Source organism: Microbacterium sp. NPDC055903 (assembly GCF_053615555.1).
On record NZ_JBSHCA010000001.1, the window covers coordinates 762335 to 782970 of the forward strand.

Consider the following 20636-nt stretch of genomic DNA (forward strand, 5'->3'; position numbering starts at 1 on the left):
TTCTTCGTATCCGGATGTCAGACGTTGACGCCGCGGTCCCGGAGGAAGGGCGCGGGGTTGACGGTGCCGCCCCGGTAGACCTCGAAGTGCAGGTGGCAGCCGAGCGAGTTGCCGGTGTTGCCCGCATAGGCGATGAGCTGACCGGCGCTGACACGCTGGCCGCTGCGGACGAGCAGCCCGCCCTTGCGGATGTGCGCGTATCCGGTGGCGACGCCGCCGGAGTGCTGGATCTTGATGTAGTAGCCGTAGCCGCCGTTGTAGCCGGAGTACTGGACGACGCCACTGGAAGCCGCGTAGATGCCCGCACCGCAGCCGTTGGCGAAGTCGAGCCCGCGGTGGTAGCCCGAGGAGCATTTGCCGTTGGAGCACTTCACCGGTCGAGGCCCGTAGCTGGACGAGATCCGTCCGCCATGCGGGCGCGCCCAGCCGGAAGACCCGACGTTGCCGCCGCCTCCTCCGCCACCGCTGCTTCCGCCGCCCCCACCGCCACCGGAGTTGTTGTTCTTGGCAGCCTCTTCGGCTTCCTTGCGCTTGCGCTCCGCCTCGATGCGGGCGCGCTCCGCGACGCCGGCCTGATAGGCGGCGACCGTCTTGGCCGTGCTGTCCTTCAGAGCGGCGAGCTGCGACTGCAGGGTGTCGAGGTTGGCCGACTGCTCGTCGAGGGCTGCCTGCGCGGCGTCCGCCGCTTCCTGGGCGGCGATCATCTTGTCTTCGGCGACCTGCTGCAGGCGGTCGCGCTCCTCGCGGGCGACGACGGCCTGATCGGTGAGCAGCTGAGCGGCGTCACGAGCCGCGACGGCGTCGTCGTAGACGGTCTGGTTGTACTCCAGCAGCTTGTCCATCGTGCCGAGCTTGGAGAGGAGCTGATCGGCATCGGCGGCGGAGCCGGAGAAGAAGAGCTGCAGGGCGGTGTCGTCGCCGCCGTTGCGGTAGAGCTGTGCGGCGACCTGCGCGGCCTTCTTGGCCGATTCGTCGGCGATGGCCGCCTGCTCGTCGGCCTGCGCCTGGAGGTCGTCTGCTTCGGCGGCGGCCTCGAAGTAGGCCTGCTGCGCCTCGTAGAACTCGTTGGATGCCGCGATCTCCGCAGCCTCGGTCTCGGCGACCTTCTGGGTGAGGGAGGCGATGAGGCCTTCGATGCGGGTGATCTCGGCGGACTTGGCCGCCTCGCTCTGCTTGGCCTTCTGCACGTCGTCCCAGCTCGGGTACGTGGCGGCGTATGCGGCGCCGACGCCCGAGGAGATGCCGAAGGCGCTGAGGGCGACCGCGCTGAGCACACCGACGCCGAGCGCCGTGCGACGGGTCATGCCTCCGCGGTTCCAGAGGGCGCGCTGCTCCGCAGGACTGGGCGCGCAGCCGCAGTCCTCGGATGCCGCGACAGCAGCATCCTTCGCGAGTTGTTCCTGGTTCACACGGCCCCTTCCGCCGGTTTCACAGATGCCACACTAACAACTACTTTCACATCCGCAACAGAGTTCTCACGGCATCCGCGCCCTCTCCCTAGGGCGCGGAGCGCACCGATCACAGCATCCATCGTCCTCCCGACACGCCCGATGTGGAAGAGGACGCGCGCTCGATTCGCGTTTTGCCCGAATCGTCCCTTATGCTTGAGCGTCGGCAAGGACGTCCCGCAAGGGGCAGACTTCGGCCCCATCGTTTAGCGGCCTAGGACGCCGCCCTTTCACGGCGGTAGCACGGGTTCGAATCCCGTTGGGGTCACGCCTTCCGATACAATTGAAAACAAGTATGGCCCTGTAGCGCAGTTGGTTAGCGTGCCGCCCTGTCACGGCGGAGGTCGCGGGTTCAAGTCCCGTCAGGGTCGCTCTGAGCGACAGGCCCTTTTCTCGAAGAGGGCCTGTCGTATAAGACGCGGCAGTTGCAAGATGTGCCGTGAGGCTCTGTAGCTCAGTTGGTAGAGCGCACGACTGAAAATCGTGAGGTCACGGGATCGACGCCCGTCGGAGCCACAAGGCTGATCATTACAATCAGTCCAGAAACCCTCGCCTAGCTTCTACATGGCGGGGGTTTTGCTTTGCCCTGGTGAGGGCGGGGTTTTGGGACTCGCTGTTCAGGTCCCTGAGCTTGTCGAAGGGACGCCACTCCACCCATCGTCGAGCGAGCGAGGCAGGCCAGAGCGGGCCCGTCAGAGGAATTTGGGCCAGTCTAGGTCCGGTCAGGGCTCGACACCGACGGCGCCAGGCCGTTCGGCCCTATGCGTTCGAAAGGTACGCCGACCTATAGCGTACGAGTGTGCCTCCCCTGACGCCGGCCCAGTTGTCCCTCGAACTACGGGTCCCCCAGAAGCGAATTCGTGATGCCCTCCGGCAGCTCTACGGATCCTTGCCGGACGATCAGTCACGGTGGCAACTTGATGAGGATCAGGCTGACCAGGTGCGCGCCCACTTCAACAGGACCGCCACAGATCCCCTGGATGCGTGGGTGCTTGAACCCGGGGATGTTGTCCGTCGACGAGCCATCCATGAAACCTACGGCGGCCAGCAGCAGGGCGGGATATCAACGCCACGAAGCATCCCGGAGATCTTCATCTTCACGGATCCAGAAGCTGGCGCGAAGTTTGGCTATGACCAGTTCGAGGGGCTCCGCGAGGATGGCTCCTACTCATACACGGGCGAAGGACAGTACGGTCCTCAGATCTTCGTTCGCGGAAACAAAGCGCTCCGTGATGCCGCAACGGATGGCAAGATCATTCGCCTGCTCCGCACGAAGGGGGTCTCAGCAACTTACGTAGGCTCGTTCACGACGGGCACTCCGACATATGCGATCGAGACAATTCCCGACGCAGACGGCAATCCTCGCGACGGCATCATTTTCAACTTGATCCCCATCGATGCACGGGTTGAGCTCCTCCCCGCGTACGGCGGTGAACTCGAGCCAGCGAACGGTCTGATCAACTACGCCGCGACGCCCCGCACTTGGACTCCTCCGGAGTTCAGCGACGTGGTGATCACGGAATCCGAACACGCACAGGGGGAACGAGTTGTCTCCCGAATCGAGTTCGAGCTACAAGCAGACTTCGGTGCGTGGCTTACTTCGACGGGCACGGAACCGAAGCGCCTGCCGCTGCGGGTCGGAAGTACTCTGATTGAGCCTGATCTGTTCGTCCCTGAGCGCAACTGGATCGTCGAGGCCAAACGCTCCACTGCTCGTGGACACGTCAGAACCGCAATCGGCCAAGTTCTCGACTACGTGCACGTTGCCGCGAAGTCTGGCTTGCACGCCATCCCAGTAGTCCTGCTCCCCGGTCTCCCCGAACAGGACCTGCGAGAGCTCATGTCTAACCTCGGCATAACCGTTGTTACCCGAGGCGGCAATGACTTCCGTGTCACTGCGCCCACAATCGACCAGTCATAAGTAGGTCAACCGCCGGCAAGTCCGGTGCGGCCCAATCAAGATCACCCAGATCCTGAAGCGCGGTCCACACCATCCGATCGTGATCAGTACTCGATTCGGACGGCTCACCCACGAGCTCGGCATGAAGGCAGATCAGCCTGATCGTCCTCTCTCCGACCAGAGTGTCGCTTGTCGCCACCTCACCGAGTACTCGAATCTCGATACCGAGTTCTTCTGAAATCTCACGGCGCACCGCTTCTTCGGCAGTCTCCCCGGCTTCGATCTTGCCGCCGGGGAACTCCCACTTCCCGCCCGCAGCTTTTCCTGCACGACGCCGACAAGCAAGCACATGGCCGTCCTTGAGGATGGCAGCAGCTGCGACCTGCAGAACATTGTCCATAAGACGACGGTAGACCAGCGGAGTCAAGCGACACCGTCGAGTACTCCTCAAGTCTCCGGATGCCCATCAGGGAAGTCGGAGCGACAATGCCGGTTGCGCCCCGCTGAGTGGTGGAGTTTCTCGACACCGTGCGGGGTCAGCTGTTGTTGATCATGCCGCGTTGAATTCGGGGATTGCTACCTCCGCAACCTCGGCGACCGACAGCTTCATCGAGTGCACGATCACCGATGAGCGCTTGACCTTCTTCGGCGGCGCAGCGATCGCTCACACACTCTTGCCCGATCTGCACCTGTCTGAAGACATCACCCTCCTCGCGCGCGCACCGTGCATGAGCATCGCTGAAGAAAATCAAGATGTCTTGGTCGCGGCGCTACGAAGCTGATCGGCACGCCGATCTTCGAACCCGCCCTGACGGACACGCGCGGCTCGCAGATACGCGTCACGCTCGTCGCCCGACGAGCCGGCTCGCTGCACATCGAGTTCACGTACCCAAGACCCAACCCCGGTGTGGTGACTGTGTCTTCGCTTACAAGCTCGCGGTCAGGAGCCTGAGTGTCAACTGGTCGAGCCACCCTGAGCGTCGAGGGCCGCTGACCGGGCTATCCCCAGTCCAGCTCCCATACTTTCCGCTCTACGATTCGGCGCTCGATCGGCCCCACATCACTGGGCAGAACTGCCCTCCCTCCACCCCGTCACCGCTCCGATAGGCTCGGACGCATCACGAGGAACCGGGGGGATTCATGGATCGTGACGATCTGGGGCGGCTGCCACACACGACGTTCATACCGAGAACGATGATCCGGACAGCGACCATCGCGCTGCTCTGCGTTGTTGCAGGCGCGAGCGCCGTCGGATGCGCCGCGCTCCCGCTCGGGCCGAGCGAGACCAGCAGCGCACCCGCCGAGCAGGCGGCAGACACGCGGGATGCCTCGTGCGATATCGTCGCGGCGGAATGGGGCTGGGCGCTCGACCCCTGGCGAGACCTCCGCGTCGGTAGCGAGAGCGGCCGCAACGACTTCACGCAGATGCAGCTCGACCATCGGGAGATGATCACCGAGCTCCAGGACGTCGCCGACCGCACCACGGATGCCGATGTGCGGGCCGTGCTCGATACGACGATCCAGGTCCACGAGAAGTACGTCGAAGAGGTGTGGCCGGTGCTGATCACCCTTCCGAAGGGCTTCGTCGTCGACCTGAACGACCCGACGAACACGCTGGTGGTTCTCGGGGAGACGACGGCCGCCTACGACCGAGAGCTGCTCGACGCCGATGTGGCGCGGTACGACCTCTGCGGCCCTGTGCAGGACGGGCAGACCGGAGCGCAAGCCTGCACGATCGTCAACGAGGACTGGGTCGATGGCGGCCTGGTCTTCAACTCGGCCGCAGACAAGACCGCCAAGCAGGACATCGATGAAGGCATCGCGCTCGGTGCCGACGCCCTGGGTCAGCTCAAGGACGCACTGGTCCAGGTCACCGTCCCCGAAGTCCTCGACGAACTGGTCGTCATGTACGGCGCCTATGAGACCTTCTACGAGGAGCAGTTCTTCATCGCGCCGACCGCCGAGGAGTCGGCGCAGATGTCCGAAGAGGAATGGGCCGAGTACGTCGCCACCGCTGAGGAGCTCTTCGCGGCGTGGGACGGCACGCTGCTCGCGGGTGAGGAGAAGCTCGCCACGTACTGCGGCGGCGTGGAGTAGCACCAGGCACACCGTTCAACGGCCCCGCCGGACGCGACGGCGACCGATGGGGATGCGTGCCGCAAGACCGCGCATACGCTGACAATAGGCGCGGCTTCGCACACTGAGGGGTATGCACGCTCACGCTCGAACACGCAGCTCGCGCCCGCTCATCGCTCTCGCGGTCGTCGGCGCGCTCATCACGGGGACCGTCGCGTGGAATGCCGGGATCGGCCAAGCGCGCGGCGACGCCCCCGAGCCGGGTGGCTATGCCTGGCCTGCGACCGGAGCAGCAGCGATCGCCGTCAACGGCGGGCCGGCCTCCGCCAGCTCGGACCGCGCCTACCCCATGGCAAGCATCTCGAAGGTCGTCACAAGCCTGATGATCCTTGAGGAGCGCCCCCTGAGCGTCGGCGAGGAAGGCGAGCGGTACCGAATGACCGAGACGCATGAACGCGCGTACCTCGAATCGGTGCAGAGAGGAGAGTCCGCGCTCGAGGTCCCCGTCGGCGGCGACCTCTCGCAGTATCAGCTGCTCGAAGGCATCCTCATCGGGTCGGCGTGCAACTACGCGGATATCCTCGTCGAGCGCATCTGGGGTGATGACGACGCCTTCGCCGACGCCGTAGCCTCCTTCCTCGCCCGGCAGGGCCTGACCGGGATCACCATGGTCGAGCCCACGGGCATCGATCCGCGGAACACCGCAACGCCCGCCGCCCTCGTAGACCTCGGCCGCCTCGCGCTGGCCGACCCTGTCGTCGCGGAGATCGTCGCGAAACGCTCCGTCGTCCTCCCGGGCGCAGGACGGGTCGAGAACACCAACGAACTGCTCGCCGAGCCCGGATCGCTCGGGATCAAGACCGGCACCGTGGACGGCAACTACAACCTGCTCTCCGCGCGCGACATCATCGCCGCGGACGGCGCGACCCTTCGCGTCATCGTGGTCGTGCTCGGGCAGCCCGATGACGAAACACGCTTCGAGGCGTCACGAGCGCTCTCCTCCCAGATCGAGCAGACGGTGCCGGTCGGCGCTCCCTGACCACCTCACGGCAGATCCTCCACCTCGATCTCGTCGTCGCCGTCGTCCTCGACGTCCTCGTCATCCGGCTCCGGGTCGGTCGTCGGAAAGTCCGGGTCGAAGCCCTCGGCCTCTACCCGGCGCTCCTCTTCGGGGAATCCCTGTGGGTCTGACATGGTTGCTCCTTGTGTAGGGGTTGTCGAGATTCGAGTGTGCGCTCCGCGCACGCAGATCTCACCCCCGTTGACACCGAACCCCGCAAGTCGAACCGTCCAGAAGTGGACGGTTCGACTGCGCGCCATGAAGCCAGACACACGAGCGCCCGCACGCATCCAGGGCACCCGAGAAGGACGAGAAACCATGACCCCCAGCGACGTCTCCGCCATGATCGATCACACGCTGCTCAGCGCCACAGCCACCCGCGCCGATGTCGCCGCCCTCGTCGACGAGGCGATCGAGCTCGGGGCGTACGCCGTGTGCGTCTCGCCCAACATGCTGCCCCTCGACCTCCCCGCCGACTCCGACCTCAAGGTCGCCGTCGTGTGCGGCTTCCCCAGCGGCAAGCACGCGTCCGAGGTCAAGGCCGCCGAGGCCGCCCTCGCCGTCACCAAGGGTGCGGACGAGATCGACATGGTGATCGACATCGCCGCCGCCATCGAGCACGACGAAGCCGCCCTCGAGGCAGATATCGCCGCGGTCCGCCGCGCCGCACCGGCCCCCAGCGTCCTCAAGGTCATCATCGAATCCGCGGCTCTCGACGAGGCCGGTGTCATCGCCGCATCCCGCGCCGCCGTCCGTGCTGGCGCGGACTTCGTGAAGACTTCCACAGGGTTCCACCCCGCTGGCGGCGCCACCACGCGCGCCGTCGAGCTGATGGCCAAGACCGTCGACGGCAAGGCCCAGATCAAGGCATCCGGCGGAGTCCGCACGCTCGCGGATGCCGAGGCCATGATCGCCGCCGGAGCCACCCGACTCGGCGTCTCGGGAACGCGCGCCCTCCTCGCGGGCGCCGCATCCACGGGATACTGACGCAGAGCGCACGATGCCCCCGGAGGTCGTTCCTCCGGGGGCATCGTCATGTCCGTCCTACGTCAGCCGATCGGATCGAGCTCCTGGTGCTCGGTGATCCACTTCGTGAGCCGCGGGTACACCCAGAAGCTGTAGATCCCGATGGTCACGATGCACAGCAGCAGCCACTTGATCCACATGCCGAAGAGCCTCGGAGCGGTCCCGGTGAACCGCAGACGCTGACCGTTGATGAACGTGTGCTTCGCCTTCCACCGGTAGGTCATCACGACCGCCCAGGGATAGCAGATGCCCAGCGTGACGACGGTGATGAGGAACCCGCCGATCTGGATGCCGACCCACGTGGCCGCCCCGCCATCGAAGCCCCACTGCAGGTGAGGCAGACGCCCCGGTGTCTGAATCGCAGGCGCATCGGTCATTGCATCGTGTCCTTCCGGATGCCGCGGACGTCAGCCGCGGAGAGCAAGAGAAGGGAGCGCTCGCGATCCGCAAGGCGCTCCCTCCGCTGACATTAGCGGATCGGCGACCTTCCCTCGGCGCGAGCCCGCCTCACCACCGGGATACGGTGGATGCCATGAGCACCCGCCGCGTCGAGCTGACCCTGCACAAGCCCTGGTTCGCGCTCTATGCCGGCATCCGACCCACCCTCGTGATCGCCGGCCGCGGCCAGCCGACGCAGTGGGGTCGCGGCACCTGGCAGGTGCCGGCGGACGAATCGGTGCGCCTGGAAGTCTTCCTCTTCAATCGCATCTGGCGCTTCGGTCAGGCGGAGATCACGCTCGCCCCGGACGCCGAGGGGACGCTGAACTACCGTGCGCCGGCTCTGCCGTTCCTCCGCGGGCAGTTCCGGCTGACGCCAACCGACTGACCGAACGGTGCCAGAAGCCCCCGGGCGAGCAGCAGACTTCTCCCTCCGCGAACTTCCATGCTCATGTATGGAAACAGGCGTAGCGTGGATGGTGGCCGCACACGCCGACCCGCCCGGCACCTCGCCAACGGATGAGGCCCCGGACGCCGAACAGCAAGCCCAGGAGGCTCTCATGACGGACGCACGATTCAGCGACAAGACCATCATCATCACCGGCGGAGGATCCGGCCTCGGCCGCGCCACCGCAGTGCGCCTGGCGGGCGAAGGCGCCAACCTCGCCCTTGTCGACGTCTCGGAGCAGGGGCTCGCGGACACCGTCGCCGCCGTGCGCGAGACCACCCCAGACGCCCGCGTGATCACGACCGTCGCCGATGTCTCCGATGAGACGCAGGTGCAGGCCTACGTCGACGCCGCCGTCGCCGAGTTCGGCCGCATCGACGGCTTCTTCAACAACGCCGGCATCGAAGGCAAGCAGAACCTGACCGAGGACTTCACCGCGGCCGAGTTCGACAAGGTCGTCGCCATCAACCTCCGGGGCGTCTTCCTCGGCCTCGAGAAGGTCCTCGCCGTCATGCACAAGCAGGGCAGCGGATCGATCGTGAACACCGCGAGCGTCGGCGGCATCCGCGGTGTCGGCAACCAGTCCGGATACGCCGCCGCCAAGCACGGCGTCGTCGGCCTCACCCGCAACTCGGCCATCGAGTACGGCAAGTTCGGCATCCGCCTGAACGCGATCGCCCCGGGCGCGATCTGGACCCCGATGGTCGAGAACTCGATGAAGCAGATCGACCCGGAGAACCCGCGCAAGGCCGCCGAGCAGTTCATCCAGGCCAACCCCACCAAGCGTTACGGTGAGGCGCACGAGATCGCCGCGGTCGTGGCGTTCCTGCTCTCCGACGACTCGTCCTACGTCAACGCCGCCGTCGTGCCGATCGACGGCGGGCAGTCCGCGGCGTACTGACCCCGTCGCCGCCTGTGGCGGCACCCCGGGAGCGCAGGTGGATGGTCGACATCTGCCTGCCCTCCCGGCACGCGCGGGATCAGGCCGACCACACCGCAGGGCGCACCGCGAGCAGACCAGCGCGCGTCTCCAGCTCTGCGGCGAGCGCGATGATCGACGCCTCGCCTCCCGGACGCCCGATGAGCTGCACGCAGACCGGATGCCCGACGGCATCCACCGTCACCGGAACGACGATCGCCGGGAGCCCCGCGACGTTGACGAAACTCGAGTAGGGCGCGTACCGCACCTGCTGATCGAAGTTGCGGGCCGCGTCGGTGCGGTCGAACCAGCCCACCGGACGCGCCGGGAGGGCGAGCGCAGGGGTGAGCACGGCGTCGAAGGGAGCGAAAGCCGTGATCGTCTGCTTCTCGAAGACGGTCGCCGCCGCGAGCCCGTCCAGCACCTCGCGTCCCGACAGGCGTCGCCCTTCCCGAGCGAGCCATGCCGTGATGGGCTCGACGAGCTCCAGCTCGTCATCAGACAGCGCCATCCGTGCGGCGCTGGTGCGCCAGAGCGTCGTGAACATCTCTGCATATCCGCGCGGTCGCCACGCGAAGGCGTCGACGCCGTGCCCGGCATCCGACAACAGCGCACCCGCGACCTCGACGGCACGCGCCGCCTCCGCGTCGAGGCGGATGTCGGTGTCGTCGTCCCAGGGCGAGACGGTCGTGACCCCGACGCGCGCGGCGCCGGTGAACGGGACCGCATCCGGGGCGGCCGTGGCATAGCCGTACGGGCGTCCGGAGATCTGCACGTCCAGCAGCAGTGCGGCATCCGCCACCGTTCTCGCGATCGGACCGGCGACCGCGAGACCTCCGGGGCCGTCCAGCCCAGAGGCGAACGGCACCCTCCCCCGCGACGGCTTGATCCCTACCAGTCCGACGGTGGCGGCGGGGATGCGGATCGACCCGCCGGCGTCGGATGCCGGAGCCACAGGCAGCAGCCCCGCAGCAACCGCCGTCGCCGCCCCTCCGCTGGAGCCGCCTGCTCCGTTCGCCGGATTCCACGGATCGCGCGCGGGTGGCGCGACCTGCGACTCGGTGTACCCGGTCATCCCGAACTCCGGCGTGTTCGTCTTGCCGAGGCTCACCCCGCCCGCCTCGTCGAGCACGGCCGCCTGATCGCCGGTCGTGTCGGCCACGGCGTCGCGATGAAGAAGCGAGCCGAACCTCGTCGGCACCCCTGCCCTCGGCACAAGGTCCTTGTCACCGAACGGCAGCCCCCACAGCGCGCCAGCCGGCGCGCTGCCACCGAGGGTCGTCGCCCGCTCGAGAGCGGCGTCCGCGGTCACCTCGACGAAGGCACCCAGCTCGCCGTCCAGACGGGCGATGCGGTCGAGGTAGTGCGTCACGAGTTCTCGCGGCGAGAGCTCCCCCACTCGCAGCGCCGCCAGCTGTTCCGTCGCGGTGAGGTCATGCAGCTCGGCCATCCTCCGAGCCTACGGGCGAGTCACGATCCGACGGCGATCTCGCCGCCCCGCGCATCCTGTCTGTGAGGATCTGCCTATGAGGATCCGACTTCCCGCCGCGCTCGCCGCGTGTGCGCTCATCACGGGGTCTCTCACCGGCTGCGGGGTCATGAGCGACTCCTGCATCGACTGGGTGTACTTCGAGACTCCCGCCGATGCTGCCGAGGACGCGGATGCCGTCGTTCTCGGCACCATCGTGCAGCAGACAGGCACGACCACCTACCTCGGCATGACGGCGACGACGTGGATGATTCAGGTCGATGAATGGGTCGACGGCAACGGCGACGAGGAGATCGTCGTCACATCCCTCCCCCGCCGCTGCGGGGACAGAGGCGACACGATGGCGGACAGACAGGGCGAAGAGGGCATGATCCTCTTCCTCCGCGACGATGACGAGACATCGACCTGGCAGGCGATCACGCCCTGGCAGGGCGTCGTACCCGCGGGCCCCGGTGGTTCCATCCCGGAGTCCTGGCCGGACGACATCTACGACTGAGCATCCACCGACCGGTGGATGCGATGATCCGCCACCTCACCGCTTACGCGCTCCCTCCGCGACGGGCACGCTGGACGCATGACCGACAACGTGATCGAGGTCCGAGACCTTCGCAAGTCGTACGGGGCCTTCACCGCCGTGGACGGCATCAGTTTCGACATCCACCGGGGTGAGACCTTCGCCCTGCTCGGACCGAACGGGGCAGGCAAATCCACGACGATCGAGATCCTGGAGGGATACCGGCATCGCACCTCGGGCGACGTGCACGTGCTCGGCGTCGATCCGCAGCACGGCGGCCTGGACTGGAAGGCCCGCCTGGGGATCGTGCTCCAGTCCACCGGCGAGACCGGGAGCTTCACCGTCCGTGAGCTGCTCACCGAGTTCGCCGGCTACTACCCGAACCCCCGCGACGTCGACGAGATCATCGCCGCCGTAGGGCTGACCGAGAAGCAGAAGACGAGGGCCGGTCGGCTCTCGGGCGGTCAGCAGCGCCGTCTCGATGTGGCGCTCGGCATCATCGGCCGCCCTGAGCTGCTGTTCCTCGACGAGCCGACGACCGGATTCGACCCCGAGGCCCGCCGCCAGTTCTGGGATCTCATCCGCTCCCTGAAGGCCGACGGCACGAGCATCCTGCTCACCACCCACTACCTCGACGAGGCCGCGCAGCTCGGCGATCGGGCGGCCGTGATCACCGGTGGACGCATCGCCGCCATCGGTCCGATCGACGAGATCGGCGGCACCGAGGCCCGCACTCCGCTGGTCCGGTGGAGCGCCGGAGGGGAGACCCGTGAGGAACGCACCACCGCACCGGGCTCGCTCGTCGCAGAGCTCGTCCGCTCTGGCGGGGAGCCGACCGGCCTCGAGGTGCTGCGTCCGACCCTGGAGGACATCTACCTCGGCCTGATCCGCGCATCGGAAGAGGACCCCGCCGACGAGACCCTCGTGAAGGAGCTGTCATGACGACCACCACCGCCCCCGGCCGCTTCGGGCCCGCTCGTACGGTGCGGCTGGGGCTCCGCCGCATCGGCTTCGAGCTTCGGCAGTACTTCCGCGCCGGGGATCAGGTCTTCTTCACCTTCCTCTTCCCGACGATGATGTACCTCCTGTTCGCCACGATCTTCACGGGCGACATCGGCGGAGGCGAGGACACGATCAGCATGGCGACGTACTATCTGCCCGGCCTCATCGCCGGCGGCATCCTGCTCTCCGGCGTCCAGGGACCCGCGCTGGAGATCGCCACGGAGAAGAGCGACGGGACCCTCAAGCGGCTCGGTGGCACCCCGATCTCGCCGATCACCTACTTCATCGGGAAGATCGGCGAGGTCTTCGTCACGGCCGTGCTGCAGATCGCGCTGCTCATCGCCGTCGCCGTCCTCGTCTACCGTGTCGAGCTGCCCGCGGATGCGGATGCGTGGTGGCGCTTCGCCTGGGTGTTCGTGCTCGGCCTCATCACATGCACCCTGCTCGGCATCGCGCTGTCGGCGGTGCCCCGCAGCGGGAAGTCCGCTGCCGCCGTCGTCATCCCCGTCGTGCTGCTCATCCAGTTCGTCTCCGGTGTGTACATCGCCTTCTCGATGCTCCCGGAGTGGCTGCAGAACGCTGCAGGGGTGCTGCCCGTCGCCTGGATCGCCAGGGGAATGCGCTCGGTGTTCCTGCCGGAGTCCTTCCAGGCGGCCGAGGTCAGCGGCAGCTGGGACACCGGGATGACCGCCCTCGTCCTCGTCGCGTGGCTCGTCATCGGACTGATCCTGAGCCTGGTGACGTTCCGCTGGATCCGCAGGGATCGGTGACGTCCGCGGTGCGGATGAGAGAGTGGAGCCCATGAACCGCGGCGGCAAAGAGCATCTGGGCTGGGACCTCGCCACCGGCGCGCTGCTGATCGTCATCACGGTCATCGCGTTCACGCTGCCGGAGCGGTTCCCGTGGTCGTCCTGGATGCTCGTCTGCAACGCCGTCGCGCTGGTGCTCGTGTACGTCCTGGGGGCGCGGCCCTTCGTCAGCATCCATGAGGACGCTGTGCCCTCCGTGCGACGCTCCTACCTCATCCAGGCCGCGCTCATCGTGCTGCTGGCGGTGGGCACCATGATCGAGCCGAACATGCTGCTGCTGCAGACGATCGTCCTCCCGCTGATCTGGATGACCTCGCGCTCCACACGCCAGTCGCTGACGGTGACGGTGATCAACGCCGTCGTGCTCGGTCTCGCGTACTCGGCATGGGGCGGCTTCGCGCCGACGACCGTGATGGCGGGGTTCCTCACCAGCGGCCTGTCCGCCGCCTTCTCCATCGCGCTCGGTCTATGGATCACGCGCATCGCCGAATGGGGATCCGAACGCCAGCGGCTCCTCGCCGAGCTCACGTCCGCTCAGGCTGACCTCGAATCGGCGAGTCGGGAGGCCGGCGCGACGGCCGAACGCGCGAGACTCGCCCGCGACGTCCACGACACCATCGCCCAGGGGCTCACCAGCATCGTGATGCTCGCCGAACGCGCCAGGCACGAGCCATCGCCGCAGACCATCGGCCTCATCGAGGACGCCGCCAGGGAGGCCCTCCGCGAGGCGAGGGCGCTCGTCGTCGTCGAATCGCCCGCGACCGATCCCTCCGGCTCGCTGGCGGAGGCGTTGCGCAGGCTCGGCACGCGGTTCGAGCGCGAGACGGGTGTGCGCGTCAGCGTGGATGCCGCGGAGACGGGCGTGCCCCGCGATATCCAGGTGGTTCTGCTCCGATGCGCGCAGGAGGGCCTCGCCAATGTGCGAAAGCACGCCGAAGCACGCTCGGCGGCTGTGACGCTGACGGTCGGCGTGGAAGCCGCGCTCACCGTCCGCGACGATGGACGAGGGCTCGGACCCGACGGCGCCGACGAGAGCCGCGGCTTCGGCCTGGCGGGAATGCGCGACCGCGTCGCCCTCGTGGGAGGAACACTCGATGCGAGCGACGACGCGCCGCGAGGCACCGTGGTGACCGTCCGCATCCCGCTCGAGACCGCGGAGGCCGACGCATGATCCGCATCCTCGTCGCCGACGACCACCCGATCGTCCGCTCGGGCATCGTGGGCCTGCTCGCCCTCGACGAAGGGCTGGACGTCGTCGGGCAGGCTGCGGACGGAGCGGAGGCAGTGCGGATGGCCTCGAGCCTGCATCCGGACGTGGTCCTGATGGATCTGCGGATGCCGGGGCTGAGCGGCGCAGAGGCGACGGCCAGGATCACCTCCGCGCACCCGGATGTGCGGGTCCTCGTCCTCACGACCTACGAGTCCGACGACGACATCCTCGGAGCCATCGAGGCGGGAGCGAGCGGCTATCTGCTCAAGGCGGCCCCGCACGAGGAGATCATCGCCGGCATCCGCGCCGTGGCGGTCGGCAGGACGGTCCTCGCACCGTCGATCGCCGCGACCCTCGTCGCACGGATGCGCGAGGATGCCGTCGAGCGCCCTCAGCTCAGCCCGCGCGAGACCGAGGTTCTGCGCCTCGTCGCCGCGGGACGGAGCAACCCCGAGATCGCCAGGGAGCTCTTCATCGGAGAAGCGACGGTGAAGACCCACCTGCTGCACGTCTTCGAGAAGCTCGGCGTCTCGGATCGGACGAGAGCGGTCACGCTCGCGCTGGAGCTCGGGATCCTCTGAGAACGGTCACCCAGCGCGGCGGAACTGCGCGGCAGCCGGGCAGTCGAAGGGGTCGCGGGCTGCGAGCCCGACGCGGTTGAGGTAGTCGATGACGATCGCGTACGAGCGGCCGAGGCTCGTCTCGACATACGGCACGTCGTTCGCCGCGCAGTAGTCCCGCACGATCTCGCGGGCCTTGGAGAGGTGCAGCCGGGACATGTTCGGGAAGAGGTGATGCTCGACCTGGTGGTTGAGGCCGCCCATCAGCCAGGTGGCCCACCAGCCGCCCGTGATGTTGCGGGAGGTGCGCACCTGCTTGGAGAAGAAGTCGAGCTTGGCGTCGGGCGCGATGATCGCCATCCCCTTGTGGTTCGGCGCGAACGAGGCGCCCATGTAGACGCCGAAGACCGCCAGCTGCACGCCCATGAAGGCGAAGGCCATGCCCAGCGGAAGCAGCAGGAAGACGGGCATCAGGATCATCGCGAAGCGCAGCGTGATGAGGCCGAGCTCGATCCATCGTCCCTTCACGCCTTTGCGCGTCAGGAGGTGCTTCAGCCCGATGTAGTGCAGGTTGAGACCCTCGAGGGTCAGCAGCGGGAAGAACAGCCAGCCCTGTCTGCGGGTGATCAGGCGGATGAGGCCGCGGGATTTCGCAGCATCCGCTTCCAGGAACGAGATCGTGTCGACCTCGATGTCCGGATCTTTGCCCACCTGGTTGGGATTGCCGTGATGGCGGGTGTGCTTGGAGTCCCACCAGGCGTAGCTCATGCCGACGATCCCCGCCAGAATGCGGGCGAGGCGGAAGTTCGCCGGCCCTGAGCTCAGGATCTGGCGATGCGCGGCCTCATGTGCGAGGAACGCGACCTGTGTGAAGAGGATGCCGAGGGCGGCCGCGATGAGCAGCTGGAACCAGCTGTCGCCGAGCAGGATGAATCCGGTCACGCATCCGCCGAAGCCGACGAGGAGCGCTGCGGCGACCAGGGAGTAGAAGATCGGGGTGCGCTGCAGGAGCCCGGTCTCTTTGACGACCTGCTGGACGTCTCGGTATGCCCGTGCCATGGGCGGGAACTCGGCATTGCCCGCGTAGGTCTGGCGTACCGGTCCGAGAGTGGCGGAGGTCGTGTCGACCTGCGGGATGGAGATGATGCTCTCCTGTCGATCGGAGCCCTTGAGCTATGAAAGCCAAGGGCAGCTGCCGATCGCCTACCTCAGGGTAGCCCGCCCGATATGCACGGATGGGCATACGTTCATCGATCCAGCGGGGGTCAGGCCCTCGCCCGGCGGACGCGGCGACGCAGCGTCAGCCGCAGCGGGTGCTTCGCCGGCCGACCAGCCGTCTCGAGGGCGCGACGGGCGTCGGCGAGGGTGGAGAAAGCACCGAGGTCGGTGCCTCGTTCGTCGCGCAGGACGTGCGCGTCGCCGTCGAATTCGACGAAGCCGGCGAACTCGCCGTCCCGCGTCGCGACGTGCACGTCGTCGTCGGCCTGCTTCCAGTTCAGTGTGTCGTTGATGATGCTCATGGTGTTGCTTGCTCTTGCTCTGGGGCGGGCGCGCGCAGGCGCGCCTCACGTTCTCGTGAGATCGAGGGCGGATGCCGCGCGCGTCGGTGTGCGTGGTCCGTGATGGCCCTGATCAGTGGCGACGTGATGCGCCGAATCGCGGCGAATCGTTCACGTTGCGTCACCCAGTCTAGCAGGCACCCCCTGACAGAGGGTCGAAAGGGTCAACTCGAGGCCGCGAGCACCTCGTCCTCGGACACCGGATCAGCCGGCATCCACACCCGCCGGGGGTGCGCCGAGGACCCGGTCACGACCCAGCGACCGGCGGGCTCGACGGGCGGATGCTCCGGCGCAGCATCCTCGCTCTGCCAGACGTCGCGGATGATGCGACGGGGATCGTACTGGCGGGGGTCCAGCGCCGACCAGTCCTCGCGGACGAGAGCGACGCCGCTGTCCTCCTCCGCCCTCTTCCGTGCCTCGCCGGCGACGTCCTTGAGCCGTCGCAGCATGGTTGCCAGTCGGGCAGCGTACGCGGGGAGGCGATGCGGCCCGATGATCACGGCAGCGACCAGCGCCACGAGGAAGAGCTTCTCGATCGTCAACCCGAACATGTCATGCTCTCGCTTCCTGGACGTGCGCGAGCGCCCGCCGGTCCGCCGCCCTGTCGTGCCACCACGCAATGGCGAGCGCCGCGAGGAAAAGCAGGGCCATCGGGATCGCGATGAGGAACATCGACAGCACATCGGCGGCCGGGGTCACCACTGCGCTGAACACGACGATCGCGACGATCACGATGCGCCAGCTCCTCGCGACGGTCCGGGCGGCGAGCAGTCCGAGGAGGTTCAGCACGACGATGAACACGGGGAGGACGAAAGCGATGCCGGTGGCGAGCACGATCTTGAGCACGAAGTCCACGTAGTACGAGGCCTGCAGCAGGGTCGAATCCTCACTGTCGGCGAAGCTCGCCAGGAGCTCCACCATGCGGGGGAACAGGAGGAAGCCGAGCGTGCAGCCTGCGGCGAAGAGCGGGATCGCGGCCCCGAGGAACCCGAAGGCGTACTTCTTCTCGCGTCGCGTGAGCCCGGGCGCGAGGAAGCGGAAGAGCTCGTAGAGCCACACCGGGATCGCGATCACGAGGCCCGCGTACAGGGCGATCTTGAGCTTCAGATCGAAGGCGCCGGTGATGCTGTCGTAGTTCAGGCTCGCGTCGCGGGATTCGGCGAGCGCGGTGATGGGTGCGCGCAGCACCTCCAGGATCACTCCCGACAGGAGGTATCCGACGATCACGGAGATCAGCAGCGCCGCCGTCGCGCGGAAGGCGCGGGTGCGCGCCTCCCGCAGGTGCGAGGCGAGCGGCATCCGCCCGGCGGGCGGCGTCTCCGTGATCGTCGGAGCGGGACCGGTCATGGTCTACTCCGCTGCGGCGAGCTTCGGGCGATCGGAAGCCGCACCGGCGGAGGCCGCGGCATGCGCGTGCCCGCTCTGGTCCTCTGCGACCGCCGCCTCCACGGCATCCGCCCTCGCCGCCTCGGGTGTCTGCGCCTCCGAGCGCAGGATCCGCATCGACTGCCCGACGCTGCGGGCGAGAGCGGGGAGCTTGGTGGCCCCGAAGACGAGGACGACGATGGCGAGGATGATCAGGGCGTGCCACCCTGTGAGGTTCTGGAACATGTCGGTTCTCCTGTCGTGTGAGCTGGTCTCAGTTGGACGGCGGCTCGCCCGGCCCGGTGGAGTCTCCGGATCCCCCGGGGCCTCCGCTGCCGCCTGGCGCGGCTCCGGCGCTCGGCGTGGTCGAGGTGTCGATGCGTACCTGCAGGGTCGCGGTGTACCCGTTCGAGGCATCGCCCGTCACGGTCGCCAATTGCAGGGCCGCGCTGTCGTCACCGAAGACGTTGTCGCTGGCGAGCGTGATCTGCGAGAGGTTCTGCGCCGACCCGTCGTACCTCGCATCCGCGTACACCGCGTCGCAGGCGTCTTCGGGCAAGGCCAGCTGCGAAGTGGCGATGGCGTTGGCGGAATCCGTGATGGAGTCGACGTCCGGGTAGACCTCGAAGTGGATGTGCGGCCAGCGGCCCGAATAGCAACCGGGGAAGATCGAGGCGAAAGAGACGGTGCCTGACGCATCAGCGACCTGAACCCCGCGCAGATACGTGACGTCCTCGAGGCCCTCGGAGTACATCGAGTACTCGCCCTCGGCGGTGCAGTGCCAGGCGTACACGGCGACGCCCTCGAACGGCGCATCGTCGTTCGCCATGTCGAGCACCTCGAGCTCGAACGTCAGGGGAACGCCGTCTGCGGTCGCCGAGCCATCGATCGAGGTGGTGATGTCCTGGCGGACGATGCCGGTCTCCTCCAGCACATCAGGACCGTTCGACCCGTCGCCGGGATAGGGGCCTGCGGTCTCATCGGGGATCTCCCCCTCGGCCGTCGTGCCGGTCGAGGACGTGCCCTCGCCCGACGAGGTCGACGTCGTGCCCGACGTTGACGAGCTCGCCGTCGCCGAGCAGGCCGCCAGGACGACGGCACCGACGCCGAGACCGGCGATGCTGAGCACGCTCCGACGACTGATCAGTGTGCGCAGGTCGAAGGGGGCACCCTGATCGACGACCTCTTCGTCCGGTCGGTCGAGGAGACGGCCCTCGTAGGTCGGGCCGCCCGGGGTCTCGATGGGTTCTGGGATGCGGCTCATGATCGTGCTCCTCTCGTGCCGAACCGTGGTGGGTGAGACCCATGGTTCCCGAGGAGCCGATCAGCGAGCTATGCCAGATCTATGTGCTTTCTATGAGACGCGCTCGACCGGAGGTCGGATGACGAGCACGGCGACGATCACCGCGAGGATGCCGGCCGTCAGCGTGACAGGGACGGGGATCACGGGGTCGAGCAGCACGAGCAGCGCACCGATCGGGACCACGGTGTTGACCACGCGATCCGCGTTCTCGCGGATCGCGACGAACCAGATCCCCAGCAGGAAGACCGCGATCGGGATCGTCACGGAGAACGAGGCCGCCAGCGAGGAGAGCTCGCTCTCGCCCATCATCACGTCGATCTCGACCTCGATGCCCGCAGAGAAGGCGGCCGCGGCCATGAAGACGAAGTAATGGATGTACCCGTAGCGCAGCGAACGGGGCAGCGTGTCCACCGAGTGGTGGTGCTCCGGCCAGAAGTAGATCCACCACATCGCCGCTGTCGCGATGAGGGTGAGCACGGCGATGGCGATGAGAGGACCGATGCTCTCCGCATCCTGCAGCGCGCCGATGATCGCGTTCGCCGAGGCGAGCAGGCTCTCGCCGAGGACGATGAGGGTGAACAGCCCATACCGCTCCGTGACGTGATGCCGGTGCCACGGCGTCTGGTTGCGGTACTCGGCGAAGACCGGCACGGCGAGCTCGAGAAGGGCGCAGACGACGAAGGCGGGCAGCCGGATGCCTTCCGGCAGGAAGAGGAACACGACCCAGAGCACCTGGACGACCGCGATGCCGCCGGCGTACTTGAGCGCCGCACCGCGCAGCGGCCCCGCATTGCTCGCAGCCCGCAGCCACTGCGAGATCATCGCGATGCGCATGATGATGTAGCCGATGACGACGATGAGGAAGTCGCCGTGGAACGCATTCGGGATGCCGGCGGCGAGAACGAGCACGCCGCCCATCTGGACGATGGTGGTCACCCGGTACACCCAGTCGTCGGTGTCGAAGGCGCTGGCGAACCAGGTGAAGTTCATCCAGGCCCACCAGATCGCGAAGAAGACGCAGGCGTAGGAGACCAGCCCCTCCAGCGCGTGCCCCTCGGCGATCGCATGGTGTAACTGCCCGGACGCCGTGCTGACCGCGACGACGAAGACGAGGTCGAAGAACAGCTCGAGCGTGCTCGCGACACGATGCGGCTGCCCAGGGTCGCGGGGCAGCATGCGTGTCATCCGGAACCGGGGTGCGGTGCGCTGGTCGGTCATCGCAACAGAGTAGACCTGCCTCCGGACGCCTCCGTGCCGTGCGACGACTTTGACCCCCGGTCGACGGACAAGCCCGCATCCGCCGTTTTCATCCATTCGGGGGATAAATCTTCCGCAGACGTTCAGGATCCGCTAAAGTGATCGACGTCTGCAGTTCTGCTGCATCGGACGCCGTGTGGGAACGGCGATCCACACCGTGCGACGTGGGGTCGTGAGGAGCAGCAGAACCCGAGGGGTCGGGAATGCAGGCGGATGCCGCATGCACATCGCGTGCGGTCTGGGGAAAATCTGG

The 20636-nt window shown here is 67.3% G+C and carries 24 protein-coding genes and 3 tRNA genes; 15 read left to right on the top strand and 12 right to left on the bottom strand.

The genetic code is table 11. From position 1 onward, the window contains the following. Positions 1-17: 17 nt before the first annotated feature. Complete coding sequence (locus ACWGJP_RS03475; protein ID WP_452328357.1) at positions 18-1409, bottom strand: M23 family metallopeptidase; 1392 nt, start codon at positions 1407-1409, stop codon at positions 18-20. Positions 1410-1643: 234 nt separating this feature from the next. On the opposite strand from ACWGJP_RS03475, the gene ACWGJP_RS03480 reads away from it, so the two are divergent. The 4 genes from ACWGJP_RS03480 to ACWGJP_RS03495 all read left to right on the top strand — a co-directional run bounded on the left by ACWGJP_RS03480 (position 1644) and on the right by ACWGJP_RS03495 (position 3369). Beyond that, positions 1644-1716: transfer RNA gene (locus tag ACWGJP_RS03480), tRNA-Glu, on the top strand. A 29-nt stretch (positions 1717-1745) separates the two neighbouring features. After that, positions 1746-1819, top strand: a tRNA-Asp gene (locus ACWGJP_RS03485). Positions 1820-1891: 72 nt separating this feature from the next. Then, positions 1892-1964: transfer RNA gene (locus ACWGJP_RS03490), tRNA-Phe, on the top strand. A gap of 424 nt (positions 1965-2388) precedes the next feature. After that, on the top strand, positions 2389-3369 hold the full coding sequence (locus ACWGJP_RS03495) for a hypothetical protein (RefSeq protein WP_452328358.1): 981 nt from the start codon (positions 2389-2391) through the stop codon (positions 3367-3369). On the opposite strand, the gene ACWGJP_RS03500 is transcribed toward ACWGJP_RS03495, so the two are convergent. Continuing rightward, positions 3341-3748: a (deoxy)nucleoside triphosphate pyrophosphohydrolase gene (locus ACWGJP_RS03500; protein ID WP_452328359.1), complete on the bottom strand. Its 408-nt coding sequence runs from the start codon at positions 3746-3748 to the stop codon at positions 3341-3343. The two genes, ACWGJP_RS03495 and ACWGJP_RS03500, sit on opposite strands and share 29 nt — an antisense overlap. Positions 3749-3908: 160 nt before the next feature. Here ACWGJP_RS03500 and ACWGJP_RS03505 point away from each other — a divergent pair, with 160 nt between their 5' ends. From ACWGJP_RS03505 to ACWGJP_RS03515, 3 genes are all read left to right on the top strand, one after another. Next, positions 3909-4130 carry a hypothetical protein gene (locus ACWGJP_RS03505; RefSeq protein ID WP_452328360.1) on the top strand — a complete coding sequence of 74 codons (222 nt, stop codon included), beginning with the start codon at positions 3909-3911 and terminating at the stop codon, positions 4128-4130. Between the two features lie 412 nt (positions 4131-4542). After that, positions 4543-5445: a hypothetical protein gene (locus tag ACWGJP_RS03510; RefSeq protein WP_452328361.1), complete on the top strand. Its 903-nt coding sequence runs from the start codon at positions 4543-4545 to the stop codon at positions 5443-5445. A gap of 112 nt (positions 5446-5557) precedes the next feature. Next, positions 5558-6463 (top strand): hypothetical protein, encoded by a 906-nt coding sequence (locus ACWGJP_RS03515; protein ID WP_452328362.1) that lies wholly within the window; start codon positions 5558-5560, stop codon positions 6461-6463. A gap of 5 nt (positions 6464-6468) precedes the next feature. On the opposite strand, the gene ACWGJP_RS03520 is transcribed toward ACWGJP_RS03515, so the two are convergent. After that, complete coding sequence (locus tag ACWGJP_RS03520) at positions 6469-6618, bottom strand: hypothetical protein (protein ID WP_452328363.1); 150 nt, start codon at positions 6616-6618, stop codon at positions 6469-6471. A 184-nt stretch (positions 6619-6802) separates the two neighbouring features. Here ACWGJP_RS03520 and deoC point away from each other — a divergent pair, with 184 nt between their 5' ends. Next, positions 6803-7471: a deoxyribose-phosphate aldolase gene (deoC, locus tag ACWGJP_RS03525; RefSeq protein ID WP_452328364.1), complete on the top strand. Its 669-nt coding sequence runs from the start codon at positions 6803-6805 to the stop codon at positions 7469-7471. A 62-nt stretch (positions 7472-7533) separates the two neighbouring features. Here deoC and ACWGJP_RS03530 read toward each other — a convergent pair whose 3' ends face one another. Beyond that, positions 7534-7887 (bottom strand): DUF898 family protein, encoded by a 354-nt coding sequence (locus ACWGJP_RS03530; protein WP_452328365.1) that lies wholly within the window; start codon positions 7885-7887, stop codon positions 7534-7536. A 155-nt stretch (positions 7888-8042) separates the two neighbouring features. Here ACWGJP_RS03530 and ACWGJP_RS03535 point away from each other — a divergent pair, with 155 nt between their 5' ends. Both ACWGJP_RS03535 and ACWGJP_RS03540 read left to right on the top strand, forming a co-directional pair. After that, on the top strand, positions 8043-8336 hold the full coding sequence (locus tag ACWGJP_RS03535; protein WP_452328366.1) for a hypothetical protein: 294 nt from the start codon (positions 8043-8045) through the stop codon (positions 8334-8336). Between the two features lie 172 nt (positions 8337-8508). Next, positions 8509-9297 (top strand): glucose 1-dehydrogenase, encoded by a 789-nt coding sequence (locus ACWGJP_RS03540; RefSeq protein WP_452328367.1) that lies wholly within the window; start codon positions 8509-8511, stop codon positions 9295-9297. A 79-nt stretch (positions 9298-9376) separates the two neighbouring features. Here the strand turns inward: ACWGJP_RS03540 and ACWGJP_RS03545 are convergent, their stop codons facing one another. Beyond that, positions 9377-10765, bottom strand: a complete 1389-nt coding sequence (locus tag ACWGJP_RS03545; RefSeq protein WP_452328368.1) for an amidase — start codon at positions 10763-10765, stop codon at positions 9377-9379. Between the two features lie 76 nt (positions 10766-10841). Here ACWGJP_RS03545 and ACWGJP_RS03550 point away from each other — a divergent pair, with 76 nt between their 5' ends. The 5 genes from ACWGJP_RS03550 to ACWGJP_RS03570 all read left to right on the top strand — a co-directional run bounded on the left by ACWGJP_RS03550 (position 10842) and on the right by ACWGJP_RS03570 (position 14920). Next, positions 10842-11300: a hypothetical protein gene (locus tag ACWGJP_RS03550; protein ID WP_452328369.1), complete on the top strand. Its 459-nt coding sequence runs from the start codon at positions 10842-10844 to the stop codon at positions 11298-11300. A 78-nt stretch (positions 11301-11378) separates the two neighbouring features. Then, positions 11379-12260 (top strand): ABC transporter ATP-binding protein, encoded by an 882-nt coding sequence (locus ACWGJP_RS03555; protein ID WP_452328370.1) that lies wholly within the window; start codon positions 11379-11381, stop codon positions 12258-12260. Then, a complete protein-coding gene (locus tag ACWGJP_RS03560; protein WP_452328371.1) occupies positions 12257-13090 on the top strand; it encodes an ABC transporter permease in 834 nt (277 codons plus the stop codon). Before ACWGJP_RS03555 ends, ACWGJP_RS03560 begins: the two co-directional genes overlap by 4 nt. A gap of 31 nt (positions 13091-13121) precedes the next feature. Then, positions 13122-14300, top strand: a complete 1179-nt coding sequence (locus ACWGJP_RS03565; RefSeq protein ID WP_452328372.1) for a sensor histidine kinase — start codon at positions 13122-13124, stop codon at positions 14298-14300. Beyond that, positions 14297-14920: a response regulator gene (locus tag ACWGJP_RS03570; RefSeq protein ID WP_452328373.1), complete on the top strand. Its 624-nt coding sequence runs from the start codon at positions 14297-14299 to the stop codon at positions 14918-14920. Before ACWGJP_RS03565 ends, ACWGJP_RS03570 begins: the two co-directional genes overlap by 4 nt. Positions 14921-14926: 6 nt before the next feature. On the opposite strand, the gene ACWGJP_RS03575 is transcribed toward ACWGJP_RS03570, so the two are convergent. The 7 genes from ACWGJP_RS03575 to ACWGJP_RS03605 all read right to left on the bottom strand — a co-directional run bounded on the left by ACWGJP_RS03575 (position 14927) and on the right by ACWGJP_RS03605 (position 20344). Further along, a complete protein-coding gene (locus ACWGJP_RS03575; protein WP_452329487.1) occupies positions 14927-16045 on the bottom strand; it encodes a fatty acid desaturase family protein in 1119 nt (372 codons plus the stop codon). Between the two features lie 119 nt (positions 16046-16164). Next, positions 16165-16419 (bottom strand): hypothetical protein, encoded by a 255-nt coding sequence (locus ACWGJP_RS03580; protein WP_452328374.1) that lies wholly within the window; start codon positions 16417-16419, stop codon positions 16165-16167. Positions 16420-16622: 203 nt separating this feature from the next. After that, a complete protein-coding gene (locus ACWGJP_RS03585; protein WP_452328375.1) occupies positions 16623-17009 on the bottom strand; it encodes a Sec-independent protein translocase subunit TatA/TatB in 387 nt (128 codons plus the stop codon). A 1-nt stretch (position 17010) separates the two neighbouring features. After that, positions 17011-17805, bottom strand: coding sequence for a twin-arginine translocase subunit TatC (gene tatC / locus ACWGJP_RS03590; RefSeq protein WP_452328376.1), 795 nt, complete (start codon positions 17803-17805; stop codon positions 17011-17013). A gap of 3 nt (positions 17806-17808) precedes the next feature. Beyond that, positions 17809-18069, bottom strand: coding sequence for a twin-arginine translocase TatA/TatE family subunit (locus ACWGJP_RS03595; RefSeq protein WP_452328377.1), 261 nt, complete (start codon positions 18067-18069; stop codon positions 17809-17811). Positions 18070-18097: 28 nt separating this feature from the next. After that, a complete protein-coding gene (locus ACWGJP_RS03600) occupies positions 18098-19087 on the bottom strand; it encodes an intradiol ring-cleavage dioxygenase (protein WP_452328378.1) in 990 nt (329 codons plus the stop codon). Between the two features lie 90 nt (positions 19088-19177). After that, a complete protein-coding gene (locus ACWGJP_RS03605) occupies positions 19178-20344 on the bottom strand; it encodes a low temperature requirement protein A (RefSeq protein WP_452328379.1) in 1167 nt (388 codons plus the stop codon). Between the last annotated feature and the right edge of the window lie 292 nt (positions 20345-20636).